Annotated in this window: 15 protein-coding genes; 4 read left to right on the top strand and 11 right to left on the bottom strand. The window is 63.8% G+C overall.

The annotated features are described in order from the left end of the window. Positions 1 to 7: 7 nt before the first annotated feature. The 6 genes from AC4K8G_RS00075 to AC4K8G_RS00050 form a co-directional block, all read right to left on the bottom strand. Positions 8 to 436, bottom strand: coding sequence for an ExbD/TolR family protein (locus AC4K8G_RS00075; protein WP_491732151.1), 429 nt, complete (start codon positions 434 to 436; stop codon positions 8 to 10). Positions 437 to 454: 18 nt separating this feature from the next. Beyond that, positions 455 to 940, bottom strand: coding sequence for an ExbD/TolR family protein (locus tag AC4K8G_RS00070; RefSeq protein ID WP_491732150.1), 486 nt, complete (start codon positions 938 to 940; stop codon positions 455 to 457). 67 nt (positions 941 to 1,007) lie between these two features. After that, complete coding sequence (locus AC4K8G_RS00065) at positions 1,008 to 1,793, bottom strand: MotA/TolQ/ExbB proton channel family protein (RefSeq protein ID WP_491732149.1); 786 nt, start codon at positions 1,791 to 1,793, stop codon at positions 1,008 to 1,010. A 46-nt stretch (positions 1,794 to 1,839) separates the two neighbouring features. Next, positions 1,840 to 2,496, bottom strand: a complete 657-nt coding sequence (locus AC4K8G_RS00060; RefSeq protein WP_491732148.1) for an energy transducer TonB — start codon at positions 2,494 to 2,496, stop codon at positions 1,840 to 1,842. Between the two features lie 204 nt (positions 2,497 to 2,700). Further along, positions 2,701 to 3,123 (bottom strand): dihydroneopterin aldolase, encoded by a 423-nt coding sequence (locus AC4K8G_RS00055; RefSeq protein WP_491732147.1) that lies wholly within the window; start codon positions 3,121 to 3,123, stop codon positions 2,701 to 2,703. Next, entirely contained in the window at positions 3,120 to 3,851 is a 732-nt protein-coding gene (locus AC4K8G_RS00050; protein WP_491732146.1) for an SDR family oxidoreductase, read from the bottom strand. The genes AC4K8G_RS00055 and AC4K8G_RS00050 overlap by 4 nt, the downstream gene beginning before the upstream one ends. A gap of 47 nt (positions 3,852 to 3,898) precedes the next feature. Here AC4K8G_RS00050 and AC4K8G_RS00045 point away from each other — a divergent pair, with 47 nt between their 5' ends. Genes AC4K8G_RS00045 through AC4K8G_RS00035 form a run of 3 tightly spaced genes read left to right on the top strand, consistent with a single transcriptional unit; the run spans position 3,899 to position 6,212 of the window. Further along, positions 3,899 to 4,453, top strand: coding sequence for a DUF1285 domain-containing protein (locus AC4K8G_RS00045; protein WP_491732145.1), 555 nt, complete (start codon positions 3,899 to 3,901; stop codon positions 4,451 to 4,453). Next, positions 4,450 to 5,031 (top strand): CoA pyrophosphatase, encoded by a 582-nt coding sequence (locus AC4K8G_RS00040; protein ID WP_491732144.1) that lies wholly within the window; start codon positions 4,450 to 4,452, stop codon positions 5,029 to 5,031. The genes AC4K8G_RS00045 and AC4K8G_RS00040 overlap by 4 nt, the downstream gene beginning before the upstream one ends. Beyond that, on the top strand, positions 5,022 to 6,212 hold the full coding sequence (locus tag AC4K8G_RS00035; protein WP_491732143.1) for a CCA tRNA nucleotidyltransferase: 1,191 nt from the start codon (positions 5,022 to 5,024) through the stop codon (positions 6,210 to 6,212). The genes AC4K8G_RS00040 and AC4K8G_RS00035 overlap by 10 nt, the downstream gene beginning before the upstream one ends. A 240-nt stretch (positions 6,213 to 6,452) precedes the next feature. Here AC4K8G_RS00035 and AC4K8G_RS00030 read toward each other — a convergent pair whose 3' ends face one another. Continuing rightward, on the bottom strand, positions 6,453 to 7,691 hold the full coding sequence (locus AC4K8G_RS00030) for a glycosyltransferase (RefSeq protein ID WP_491732142.1): 1,239 nt from the start codon (positions 7,689 to 7,691) through the stop codon (positions 6,453 to 6,455). Positions 7,692 to 7,787: 96 nt separating this feature from the next. Here AC4K8G_RS00030 and AC4K8G_RS00025 point away from each other — a divergent pair, with 96 nt between their 5' ends. Next, positions 7,788 to 8,522, top strand: a complete 735-nt coding sequence (locus AC4K8G_RS00025) for a DUF2334 domain-containing protein (RefSeq protein ID WP_491732141.1) — start codon at positions 7,788 to 7,790, stop codon at positions 8,520 to 8,522. On the opposite strand, the gene AC4K8G_RS00020 is transcribed toward AC4K8G_RS00025, so the two are convergent. The 4 genes from AC4K8G_RS00020 to AC4K8G_RS00005 form a co-directional block, all read right to left on the bottom strand. Further along, a complete protein-coding gene (locus AC4K8G_RS00020) occupies positions 8,519 to 8,839 on the bottom strand; it encodes a hypothetical protein (RefSeq protein WP_491732140.1) in 321 nt (106 codons plus the stop codon). The two genes, AC4K8G_RS00025 and AC4K8G_RS00020, sit on opposite strands and share 4 nt — an antisense overlap. Before the next feature lie 86 nt (positions 8,840 to 8,925). After that, a complete protein-coding gene (locus AC4K8G_RS00015) occupies positions 8,926 to 10,587 on the bottom strand; it encodes a putative bifunctional diguanylate cyclase/phosphodiesterase (RefSeq protein WP_491732139.1) in 1,662 nt (553 codons plus the stop codon). Between the two features lie 161 nt (positions 10,588 to 10,748). Continuing rightward, a complete protein-coding gene (gene parC / locus AC4K8G_RS00010) occupies positions 10,749 to 12,974 on the bottom strand; it encodes a DNA topoisomerase IV subunit A (protein WP_491732138.1) in 2,226 nt (741 codons plus the stop codon). Positions 12,975 to 13,018: 44 nt separating this feature from the next. After that, the coding region (locus AC4K8G_RS00005) for a hypothetical protein (RefSeq protein WP_491732137.1) at positions 13,019 to 13,349 on the bottom strand (331 nt) is incomplete at its 5' end.

Genomic DNA, 13,349 nt, shown 5'->3' with positions numbered 1-13,349 from the left:
TTAAGCCTCAGAAGACGTTCTGATAATATTCGTTGCCGACGAAGCCCATTTTCTGGACGTGCGCCTGTTTGGTCACGGCCAGCACCTGGTCGACGACCTCATAGCGCGCGGTGGCGTCAGGCTGCAGGTGAAGCTCCGGCACCGGGTTCATCTGCTGCGTCGTGTCGAGATAGGAACGCAGCTGCTGCATGGTCACGGGCGATCCGTTCCACAGCACCTGGTCCTGAGCGTTGATCGACAGCACGTTCTTGACCGGGTCGATGACCTGCGGCGGCGGATTAGGCTGCTGGACCGGGAGGTCGAGCTTCACCGCGTGGGTCTGGATCGGAATGGTGATGATGAACATGATCAGGAGCACCAACATGACGTCGATCAACGGCGTCACGTTCACGTCCAGCATCGGCTCGCCAGAAGCGTTGTCGCTAGTGGTCTGCATTGACATGGGTTGCTACTCCTACTCGGCGCGATAGCCGGTCAGCGGCGGCGGCTCGGAAATGAAGCCGACACGCTGGAAACCAGCCTGCTGCATCGTGATGATTGCTGCGCCGATGCACTTGTACCGGGTATTGATGTCACCGCGGATGTGCGCCTCCGGCATATTCTCTTCGTTGATGTTCTGAACGCCGCCGACCTTCTTGATCTGGTCTTCAAGCTTCTTGACGGCCCGGTCGAGCAAGTCCTTTTGCGAGATACGGGTCACTCCCCAATAAACCTCGCACGTATCGCCGGCGCCGTTGCGGACAACCAGAGAAACGTTGTCCGGCTTCGTCAGAGTGGGCTCATACCGCACGCTGGGCAATTTGATCGGAATGGTCTGCTTGATGACCTGGGTGGTGATCAGGAAGACGATCAAAAGCACGAGCATCACGTCGGTGAGCGGCACAACGTTGATGTCCGACAGCGCCTCTTCCGAGCCTTCGTCTAATACTTGTCCTGCCATACGGCTGGTGTCTTTCTAGTTCATCTGGACGAGGCCCCGACCCTCACCGGACCGGGGCCTGATCCGATTACTTGGCGTTGGTCGGCGTGCGGACCGGCTCGCTCGGCGCAGCGCCGCGAGCCGCAGCGGTCGTGCGCGCCGCGGCCGGAGCCGGACCACTCGACGGCTTCACCGCGCCGTTCGACATCAGATAGCCGTGAAGGTCGTTCGTGTAGGCCGCGAGGTCCTCCATGATCGACTTGTTGCGGCGGATCAGCCAGTTGTAAGCGAGCACGGCCGGAACCGCGACGACCAGGCCAAGCGCGGTCATGATGAGCGCCTCACCGACCGGGCCGGCGACGGCGTCGATCGAAGCCTGACCGGAAGCACCGATCCGGATCAGCGCGCGGTAGATGCCGACGACGGTGCCGAACAGACCGATGAACGGAGCAGTCGAACCGACCGTCGCGAGGAAGGCGAGGCCTTCGCCGAGACGGGCGCCGATTGCGCCTTGGCTGCGCGCCAGGCTGTTGGCCATCCAGTCATGCTGGTCGATCGGGTCGGTCAGTTTGCCGTGCTGGTCCTGGGCGACAAGCGCGTCGTCCACGATTGCGCGGTAAGCGCTCTTCGCTTCGAGCTTCGTCGAGGCGTCGCGCAGATTGGGTGAATTCCAAAAGCTGGAGCGGACCTTGCGCCCCTGGCTGATGATCTTCTGCTGCTGCATCAGCTTCGTGAACAAGATGTAGAACGTGCCGATCGACATGATCACGAGGATCGTGAAGACCGAAAGAGCGATAATGCCACCCTGCTTGAGAGCTGGCACCAGACCATAGGGATTCGCCGCTGCTGCGTCGGCGGTCGCTTGAATCAGCATAACTGTGCTTTCCTTCTGAACTTTTCGTCTAAAAAACCGAGTCTAATTAACCTTCCAAACGCCACACGATCGACGGCGTCTGAATCGTGTCACTGGTCGCGTTGCCGTTGCTGTCACGAGCAGGCGTGAACTTCGCGCGGCGGCGCAGAATGTTGCACGTGGCTGAGTCCAATGAGCCGTTACCGGATGATTGGGTGACGTTGCACGCGGTCACCCGACCGTCTGGGCCGATGGTCAACGATGCGCGCACCGTACCTTCAGCACCGGAAGACTGGGCCGAAGCCGGATAGTCGTCAGCGCTGAACAGCGAACGCAGGTCACCCTTGGCGCTCTGGGCCGAAACAACCTTACGGGGCGGCAAAGGCGGCGGCGGCGGCGCAATGGCAACCGGCGGGATCGGCGGCGGGTGGGGCGCTTCGACGACCGCGATCGGCGGCGGCGGCGCTTCCATGCGCACCAACGGCGGCGGGATAGTCGGCGGAGGCGGAACCTTCGGCATGTCCTTCGGCGGCGGCGGCGGCTCCTCAGGGGGCGGCGGCTGCTCCTCTACGTCGAAGGTCTTGAGGTCTTCGGCCGCCTTCTTGACGACGTTGTAGGCGAGGCCAGTGACGATCGCGTACATCAGGCCACCGACAATCGCGACCGTGAAAAAGATCGACAGGCCGCGATTACCGCTGAGCTCTCTTTTCCGGGCGTATGACATTAACCCGCAATTCTCCTCAACACACCGTGGTTAACCACGGTCAGACCGGGCGTTCAGACGCGCGCCCTGCGCCTTGATTAAACGCCGATGTATCAAGATATCATCGGCGACAAGCGCGCTTCCTTATCCCCGGCTCAAAGGCCGCGCAACGGATTTTGTTCCACAGCCGGAAGGCGTGAAACCCGCTATTCCGAGGCCAGATGCTCAGGCTTCGGGCCAAGCTTCGGAAAAGGAAGCGATTTCAATCCCGACGCCATGAGCATCGGCGTAGACATCGGGCTTGGACGTATGGACCCGCAACGCCTTCACGCCGCGAAACGCCGCGATCCGATCGAACACCATATGAGCCAGCGTCTCCTGGAGATTGTACCGGCGAGCGGCCGCGATCTCCTCGACCTCCTGCCGCAGGAGATCGTAATTCCATGCCCGGTCGGGATCGTCGTCGGGCGGAACTGATGGATCGTCCAGCCAGATCTCCACGGTAATCAACAGCCGCTGCGGCGCGCCGACCTCAAAATCGTGAAAGCCGATGTCTGCCTGGACAGCCAGGCGATCCAAGATGATCCGCGCGGAGCGAACCTTCAGATGGTCTGGCACTAGGCCGACCAGGCGCGCTTCGCCCGTCACCGCTCCCCTCCCAGGAATTGCACGTCCCGATCGAGGGCCAGGAAATTATGGCCTGCGTCGACCAGCAAGGTCTGTCCGGTTACGCGCGTCGCGCCGATCAGATAGCGAAGCGCATCGGCGATGTGATGCGGGTCCACGCCGCGGCGCAGCGGATTGTTGGCGTGCATCGCTTCGAAATTCTCCTCGCTCTGGCCGCTGGACCGCAACATCAGCCCGGGCGCGATCGCGTTCACGCGGATCCCCTGCGGGGCAAGCGCCCGCGCCGCAAGCTCGGTTAATCCGGCGAGGGCCTGCTTAGAGACGGTGTAGCTAAGGTAGTCCGGGTTGGGCGCCGTGAGCTTCGAATCGAGCAGGTTCACGACGAGGGCGTCGTTCCCTTTCTCATGCGCGCGCGCGAAGCGATCGCTCAGCAACGCCGGCGCGCGGGCATTCACCGCCATATGTTTGTCAAATTCGTCCGCGCTAAATTCGCCGAAGGCGTCCCATGCGAACCGCGCGGCATTATTTACGAGCAAGCTCACTGGCCCATCTGCGGCCGCGAAGATAACCCCGGCGCAATCTGGTCGAGAAAGGTCTGCGACCACCTTGTCCGCGCCCGCCGGCACGTCATCGTCTTCGTGATGGACATGGGCGATGACACGCCAGCCGTCGCTAATCAGCGCTCCGGCCAGGCATGCGCCGACTCGCTTTCCTGCCCCCGTGACGATGGCGGTGCGTCGTTCCGTCATAGGATCGTGCATTGCGTCCCTTCGGCGGCAATGACAACAGAGACCCAATGCCCGAAACGCGCCCGCCCCTCGACTTGAAAGGCGTCAGCCTGGCCGAACTTCAGGCGCTCATCGACCAGCGCAAGCTGCCGTCGGTCGATCAATGGGACCCGGAGCATTGCGGACAATCCGACATGCGCATCGCACGCGACGGCACCTGGTATCATCAGGGTGATCCGATTCGGCGACCGGCGATGGTCCGCCTGTTTTCGACCGTGCTGCGACGCGAACCCGACGGCCGGCACGTCCTCGTCACCCCAGTCGAGAAATTGGACATCGAGGTCGAGAATACGGCGTTCCGCGCCACCGAACTGCGGACCGAAGGCGATGGCCGCGACCGGCGCGTGGTGTTCGGTTTGGACAGCGGCGACATCGTCATCCTTGGCCCCGACCATCCACTGACGCTGGGGCCGACCCCGCGCGTCCTCGTCCGCCATGGTCTGGAAGCCGAACTGGCCCGCCCGGTTTATTACGAGCTGGCAGAGATAGCGTTGGCGGAAGGCGGCACGCCGCCCGGCGTGTGGAGCGCCGGCGCCTACTTCCCGTTGGAGACCGTCGAGTGACCCTGGCTGAAAAGCTCCGGACTGCACTCGATGGCGGGTCCGGTGGCGATTTGCTCGCCGGCGACATGATCGAGCAGGATCACCAGAGCGGTATCCCGGCGGCCGTGCTGGTCGCAATCACGGAACGGCCCGAGCCCGGCGTCATCCTCACGGTCCGCCGCGAGCACCTGCGCACCCATGCGGGGCAGATCGCCTTTCCTGGCGGTCGGATCGACGCAGGCGAGGACGTCGTGGCCGCCGCGCTTCGCGAAGCGCGAGAAGAAATCCTGCTCGATCCCGAGCTCGTCGACATCATCGGGTCAGCCGATCCATATCGAACGGTGACCGATTATCTCGTCACGCCGGTGCTTGGCGTCGTCCCGCCTGATCTTCCGCTGCAGCCTCACGAGCATGAAGTCGCTGACTGGTTCGAGGCGCCGCTCGATTTCATCCTCAACCCGCAAAACCAGCAGCGGCGGAGCGCGCTGTTCCAGGGGCGCGAGCGCCACTATTACGAGATCGACTGGAAGGGCCGCAGGATTTGGGGGGCAACCGCTGCCATGATCGTCAATCTGTCGCGCAGGCTCCAATGGACCTGAAGCTGGACGCGGCGAAATGGCAGCGAATTCGCGGCATGAAGCGCCTGCTGAAGGCGCTCGGCGCAGACGAAGGCCTGACACGCTATGTCGGTGGGGCGGTTCGCGACGGACTGCTCGGCCTGCCCGTGAACGACGTCGACCTGGCGACGAGGCTCGAGCCCCAGGAGGTCATCGCCCGGCTCCAAAAGGCCAAGATCAAGGCAGTCCCGACCGGGCTAGACCACGGCACCGTTACCGCGGTTAGCGACGGCCATCCATTTGAGATCACGACCCTGCGCACGGACGTAAAGACCGACGGACGCCGCGCGACGGTCGCCTTCACCGACGACTGGGAGGCCGATGCGGCGCGCCGCGATTTCACCCTCAATGCGCTCTTTGCCGACCCGATCAGCGGCGACGTCTATGATTATTTCGATGGTCTCGAGGATTTAGAGAAGCGCCATGTGCGCTTCATCGGCGATCCTCTGCAGCGGATCGCGGAAGATCATTTGCGGATCCTGCGCTTCTTCCGCTTCCACGCCCGCTTTGGCGCCGGGCCGCCCGACGCGGCGGCGGTTGACGCCTGCGCCGCCCGGGCAAACGACCTCATGGCACTGTCGCGGGAGCGTATCGCGGACGAGCTAATGAAGTTGCTTGGCATGCCCGAGCCCGCAGCGACGGTTCGGATTATGTTGGATCGCGGGATCTTCAAGCCGGTTCTTCCGGAGATAAAAGCCGACCGGCTCGGGAAACTTGACGGCCTTATTGCCGCCGAGCGCGAGACCGCGGTCGACCCGGACGCGCTGCGTCGGCTGGCCGCACTGTTGCCGCAAGACGAGGGCCTCGCCGACGACATCGCCAGCCGGCTGCGCTTTTCGAACAAGGCGAGGAAGCGGCTGGCCTGCATTGTCGGCAGCGAAACCGGCGTCTCGCCGCAGGTCCTCGCCTACCAGCTTGGGACGCCGTGCGCGGTCGATCGCCTGTTGCTTGCCGGCAAGACCAGAGAAGCACTGGAAATCGCATCGTGGAAAGCGCCGCGCCTCCCGATCGGCGGAGGAGCGTTAATCGCACGCGGGCTCACCGAGGGGCCGATTGTTGCGCGCACGTTAAAGGCGATTGAGCGCCGGTGGGTCGCTGAGGGGTTTCCGGGTGGCGACGCGTTTGAGGAGATAGTCAGCGACGAAATTCGGAACGCGCGCTGACTGTCACGCCGCGGATCAAATCCGCATATTCCTGCGCCAACTCTTGATGGATGCGTCGTGCCGCGTCTGACCGCGCATGCTTTGCCGCAGCTCGCTCCGCCTGCTCGCGACGCCGGAAATAATCGACAGACGCATGATCAAACAACACGCCCAACCCTCCGCTGAAACAGCTTCCGCAAGCCGGGTTGAATAGTCGGTGAATGTGACGGTCGCGCTATAACTTGAGGCAATTCCCGTGACTTAAAATACCCCACCCGCGACCGACGCCCCGACGAGTGTCTCCGGCATGGACGAACACGAGGGTATCGCGAACCGCTGCGTCGGTCGCGGATGTAGGGCGCCGTAGCGGGCAAACAGGTCGGTGAAATGCTCGTCCATCGTGCGCGCGTCGCTCGCCCGCGCCGCGGCGGCGCGCTGCAACTCAGGACCGCGGTCGATGAAGTCGACGATCGCCTGCTTAAGCGCCCGCCGGCTACCCGAACGATAAACGGATCCAATGCCGCCGATGCGGTGGTCTCCGGCCGCGCCCCGATCGGGCACGATCAGCGGAATGCCACTGGCCCTTGCCTCCGCCGCGACCATGCAGAAGGTTTCCGCCTCGCAGCCGTGAATGAGCGCATCAACACTGGCGAGCAATCGGGCGAGTTCGGTCCGGTCGCCGAGGTTCGGCAGCAGCCCAACGGTCGGCAGGCGGCGGGACAAACGCTCAAGCCTGGAGCGCGTCGCACCATCCCCTGCGAGCAAGAGTCCAACCTGGCGGGACCGAGCCGCGTCGCCGGCCGCGCGAATGACCATGTCCCACCTTTTCTCGGTGGAGAGACGGCCAGCGCCGACCAGCAGGACTCCATCGGGGGGAAGCCCTAGCGAGGCCAAAGCGGACGAGCGCAGTTCAGACGATCTCCGCCCGGGCGAAAACAGCCCGGCTTCGACACCCATCGGCACGGTCTGGACACCCTCGATGCCGCCCTCGCGAAGCCGCTGCGCAAGATTGCTGTTGGCGCAAACCACGGTGTCGAAAAGGTGGCCCAGGCCGCGCAGGTGGCTCCAGAACCAGTTGAACCAGCGATCGATCGTTTCGGTCGACGCGATGCCGCCAAACCAACGGTACGCATAGGCCGCGAGCGGATCGGAATGCATCACCAAGGATCGGGAAGCCGGCCCCTGCCACCGTCCGACCATCGTCGCGCTGGACCATGGTGAAGAGGCTTCGACGTGGTCAGGCCGCCACTGATCGAGCAGGCGATGAAGCGCCTTCTGGTCATCAAAGTAGCGATAGCGCCGGTCAACCGGCAGGTTCGGCGAGGCGAGGCTTGCCATGATCGCACCGGGGGCCCGCTCAACGATCTCATTCTGCTCGCCGGGCACGATAACGACCAGTTCGTGCCCCAGCCGCGGCGCGGCCCTAAGCTTCGCTTCGACGTAGGTACGAACGCCTCCGCCTCGGGGGGCATAGAACGCGCTTACGTCGACAATCCGCATGCGGTCGGAAAGCGGGCAGGACGGGGTGAACTTCAAGTGAAGCTTTGTTCATCGGTTCGCCACGCGCCGTTGGGAAATGCGTTGTATTTGACAGGGATGGCTCAGCGTCGCCTCATCGCTTCAATCCATGACGTATCGCCGCGTTTCGAAAGCGCGGTCGATCAGCTGAGCGATCTCCTGGGTCGTCGGGTCGGCGATCGCTTCACGATGCTGGTTGTGCCGAACCATTGGGGTGACAGCCCGATCGTTGCCGGATCCCCGTTCGCGACGCGACTGCGGGACTGGTCCGACCGCGGGGTCGAGATGCTGCTCCACGGCTTTTTCCATCGCGATGACTATCCGCATAAACGGCTTTTGGACCGCGCTCGCGCGCGTTTGATGACGGCTGGTGAAGGCGAATTCCTGGGACTTTCAGCTGAGCTTGCTGCGCAGCGAATACAACGGGGCCGCTCGATAATCGAAGACATCCTGGGCAAGCCTGTCGCCGGGTTCGTCGCGCCCGCCTGGCTATACGGCCGTGGCGCTCTTGATGCGCTCGGGGCCTCCGGCATCGCCCTCGCCGAGGATCATTGGCGAGTATGGTCGCCTCAAACCGGCCAGACTTTGGCTCGGGGCCCGGTCATCACGTGGGCAAGTCGCAGCCGGGCACGCATTCTCTCTTCACTGATCGCGGCATCGTCGTTGCGCAGGGCACCTATCGATACGCTGCGCGTCGGCGTCCACCCTTCCGACGTCCGTCATAACCGGCTGGTCCGCAGCATTGACGAGACGCTCGCCGTCGCAACGGCCAAGCGCGGATCGGCTTGTTACTCGGACCTGCTGGCGACCTAGAACTTCATCATGAAGGTGATGGCTGGTTTGCGCGAATGCGGCGTGGGCTCACCCACCTTCCATTCGGCGGAGCCTTTTCGTTTCGCGTAGATGTTCGCCAGCCCGACGCCCAAAGCTGCATCGGGTGAAATGTCATGCCGGAAGATCATTCCACGGATCAGTGGCGCTGTACGCTGAACGCCCATCTCTTGCGATAACCGAAGATCGAGTGCGCGCGTGGTCGCGTGAGCGGCGACGAGCTTGCCGCTGAACTGCGCGCTCGCGGCGGTCGATGCGAAGAGCATCGGAGCCACCGAAATGGCGAGCCATTTGGTCATGGCTCTTTCCTTCCCCTGTTACGGGGGGATTAACCACGGTTTTTCGGGTCAGTTCCAGTCGAATTGTGTGAATGTCCCGTGACGGGTCAGCGACGGCGCGACTTCCAATATTCCAGCGCCGCTTCGGGCTCGAGCGGCTTGGCGAAATAATAGCCTTGGCCGGACGCGCATCCGAGCGTGGCGAGGGTCGTCGCGAGCTCGACCGTTTCGATACCCTCGGCGGTGGTCGACATACCGAGCGCTTCGGCGAGGCTCAGGACCGCGCGAACGATCGCAACCGCGTCCGGATCGACCATCATGCCGCTGACAAAGCTCTTGTCGATCTTGAGCACGTCGATCGGCAGCCGCTGGAGATAAGCGAGGCTCGAGTAGCCCGTGCCGAAATCGTCCATCGCCACCGTCGCGTTCAGCGCCTTCAAAGCGTCGAATACGCGGGTCGCGCGGGCCGGGTCCTGGACGATCGAGCTTTCGGTCAACTCCAGCGTCAGCCGCTCGCCGGTTAGGCCGCTCGACTTCAGGGCGCTCTCGACGACGGCTGCAATGTCGTCGCGAGCGACCTGAATGGCAGACAGATTTACACCCACGTAAAGGGGCAAGGTTTCGCCGATCTGCTTGTCCCAGTCGGCCAGCGTCTGGGCGGCTTTGTCCATCGCCCAGCGGCCAAGCGTCAGGATGAGGCCGGATTCTTCGGCGACCGGGATGAATTCCGAAGGGCTAATCTCGCCGCGATCCTCATGGCTCCAGCGGGCCAGCGCCTCGAAGCCGGCGACCTCGCCCGACTTCAGGTTGATCAGCGGCTGGTAGAAAAGCTTCAGCTGGTCCTTGTCGAGCGCGCGGCGAAGCTCGGTCTCGATCGAGAAGCGCCGACGGGCTTCGGTCGCCTGCTTCGGCTCGTATACCTGGGGGCGCCCGGCGGCTTTGGCCTGCTTCACCGCAAACTGGGCGTTGCGAAACAACTCTTCCGGGTCCTGACCGGCATGCATCAATGCCACGCCGATGGCGCATTCCACACGAATCTCGAGTTCGGACAGCTTGAACGGGGCGGTCATCACCTGCTGGATGCGTTCGGCTGCCTTCAACGCATCCTCGACGCCGCGGCGCAGTGAAACGAGGACGCCGAATTCATTCCCGCCGGTTCGTGCCAGGACATCACCGGACCGAAGGGCGAGGATCAGACGGCGAGCAAAGGTGATCAGCAGCTCGTCGCCTGCAAGGCCGCCCATGCTCTCATTGATTCGGGAAAAGCGCAGCATGTCGACCACCAGCACGGCGTGCTCCAGATCGCGGGACACATTGTCGCCAGCTTTCTCGACGGCCTCCGTGAAGGCCAGCCGGTTGGGCAGCCCAGTGAGGCTGTCGCGCAGCATTTCCGCCCGAAGCGCGCATTCCGCCTGAACCTCGACCGTGCGATCGACGACGCTCAGCAGGCAACGCGGCAGCCCGCCCTCTCCGCGCGGCAGCGGTGCGAGCTTCATCCGGAAGTAACGTGCCGCAACGCCCTCGCCATCGCGGAAGTCCAACTCTCCGCCGGCATTGGTCCCGTCGAAGAACCCGTGGATCACATCGCCGATCGCTCCCGCTTTGAGGCATTCGGCCTCGTTCCAGTCAGCGGCGCTGCAAGTGGAAAGGTCTACGGTCTCGCGGAAGCGGCTGTTGAACGCGGCAACCCGCAGGCACTCGTCGACACGTTCGATGATCGCCGCCGCAATCGGCAAGGCATCGAGCAAGCCGGCATCATCCGCGCTCACGATGTGCGGTTTTACACTCAGATTATCCGCCCGCCGCTGCCTTGTGGCAGCGCGCGGCCGGGATGCTGCAGCCTGCATGAACCGGTCTATGACCGCACAGGGGTTAATTCGAAGTATCTTTTTCCCTGTACGGGCGGTTGTTAACCGGATTTGGTTAACGGTCAGTCGAAGCGGTTATCCCGGGGGAAGCCGATGGGCGGCATCCGGCCCGCCGCGCCGCGCGCAGCGCGCCATGGCGTAAGATCGGCTTCGGTCCGCACCCGGCCGCTTTCGCCGCCGAGTGCCCAGCTGAGCCCTTCGCTCGAGGCAAAAGCGGTTGCGTCGGACAATCCCCCATCGCGATAGCGCTGCAGGGTGACGCCCTGGCCGCGCCCGAGTTCCGGAAGCTCGGCGAGCGGAAAGACGAGTAGCTTTCGGTTTTCACCGACCACCGCCACCATGTCGGCCTGGTCGGCGATGGGCCTAACCACGGCAACCTTGGCCCCCGCCCGGAGGTTGGCCAGCTGCTTGCCCTTGCGCGTCTCCGCAAGGGTTGCTTCGCCGTTGGTCACGAACCCCTTCCCGTCGCTGGATGCGACCAGCAATTTCAGTTCCGGGCGAGCGACGAGCAGCTGCACGATGTCGACTTCAGCATCGAGATCGATGAACAGCCGCACCGGCTCGCCGAAGCCCCGCGCGCTGGGCAGCTTGTCGCCGGCAAGCGTGTAGACTCGGCCATTGGATGCGAACAGCGCGAGGCGGTCCGTGGTCTGGGCGTGGAAATGAATGAACGGGCCGTCGCTCTCGCGCCATTTGAGGTCGGCGACCTGCTCCAGCGCGAGATGTCCCTTCATCGCGCGGATCCATCCGCGCTGAGACAGGATGACCGTGATCGGCTCCTTCTCGATCATCGCTGACCAGTCGATTTCCCGAGCGGGAGCAACAGCTTCGATGCGCGTCCGCCGATCGTCTCCAAATTTGTCGCGAAGCGCAGCAAGATCGCGCTTCAGACGGGTGCGCTGGCGCGCGGGGCTTTCGATAAGCTTTTCGAGTTCGTCGCGCTCTTTGGACAGCGCCTCGCGCTCCTTGCCGATCTCGAACTCTTCGAGCTTACGCAAGGACCTCAGGCGCATGTTCAGGATCGCCTCGGCCTGGCGGTCCGACAGAGAGAATTCCGCCATGAGCACAGGCTTGGGCTCGTCCTCGCTGCGGATGATGGCGATCACCCGGTCGAGGTTGAGATAGGCGATGAGGAACCCGTCGAGCAGCTCCAGCCGATCGTCGATCTTGCCGATCCGCACCTGACTCCGGCGCACCAGCACTTCGATCTGAAACTCGAGCCAGGCGAGCAGGGCCTCCTTGAGGCTCATCACACCCGGCGTGCGCGTCGCGTCGAGGACGTTGAGGTTGAGCGGGAAGCGGATTTCGAGGTCGGTGAGCCGATAGAGGCTTTCGAGCAGCAGCTCGGGGTCTACGGTTCTCGCCCTAGGCTCGAGAAGCAACCGCACATGCTCGTCGCTTTCGTCGCGGACGTCGGCGAGGATCGGAAGCTTCTTGTCGGCAATGAGTTGCGCGATCTGTTCGATCAGCTTCGATTTCGGCACTCCGTACGGGATTTCGCTGACCAGGATGTGCCAACCCCCGCCCTTCTCGCGCTCGACCGATACCGCCGCACGCAAGCGGAAGGTGCCGCGCCCGCTGACATAGGCGCGGGCAATCACGTCCTCGTCATCGACTAGCACGCCGCCGGTGGGGAAATCTGGCCCCTTAACCCATTGCAATAGAACGCGATCGTCAGCCTTTGGATTATCGATCAGGTGCGTTGCGGCGTCGATTAGCTCGGCGACGTTGTGGGGCGGGATCGACGTCGCCATTCCGACCGCGATTCCGCTCGCGCCGTTGGCCAGCAGGTTCGGGAATAGGCCGGGAAAGACCTCCGGTTCTTCCTCTTCGCCATTGTAGGTGGGGCGGAATTCGACCGTGCCGTCGTCGAGACCGGTCATCAACTGCATGGCGACGGCCGTCAGCCGCGCCTCAGTGTACCGATACGCCGCGGCATTATCGCCATCGATGTTGCCGAAGTTCCCCTGGCCGTCGACCAGCGGGTAACGGAGCGCGAAATCCTGCGCGAGGCGGACCATCGCGTCGTACACCGACTGGTCGCCGTGCGGGTGGTATTTGCCGATCACGTCGCCGACGACACGCGCCGATTTCTTGTAAGCGCCGGCGGGGTCGAGCCTCAGCAACCGCATCGCCCACAACAGCCGCCGATGGACAGGCTTCAGCCCATCGCGAACATCGGGAAGGGAGCGCGCGGTAATCGTGGACAGCGCGTAGACAAGATAGCGTTCGGAAAGCGCGGCATCGAAGGGCGTTTCGATAACGGAGGAAATATCGGGTTCAGCCATGGCCGCTGCCTAGCAAGGCGCGGCGCGCCCCGCCACCGCTTGCCCTAGGGATTTCCGTCGATGTTGATCGGATCCCAGGAGCTCGGGTCGGCGCCGCTCGTCACGCCGTCCTCGACCGTGCCGTCGTCCGAACCGAACAGCCCCGACTCATCGATGACGTCGTCGTCATCGTCATCCTCATTGTCGCCGTCCGGGCTGCCGTTCAGCCACGGGACCACTTCGTCACGCGGGATGCCGCCGGGCGGTCCAACCCCCGGTGGAGGGGGTGGAGGGGTCGGCGGCGGCGGCTGCGTCGGCGGTGGTGGCGGCGGCGGCGGCGGAGGCGGCGGCGGCGGCGGTGGTGGCGGCGGCGGCGGCGGAGGCGGCGGCGGCGGC

It is taken from the genome of Sphingomonas sp. SP3 (assembly GCF_058514305.1).
The sequence above is the reverse complement of the archived record's forward strand: the minus strand, read 5'-3'. Positions and strand labels throughout refer to the sequence as shown.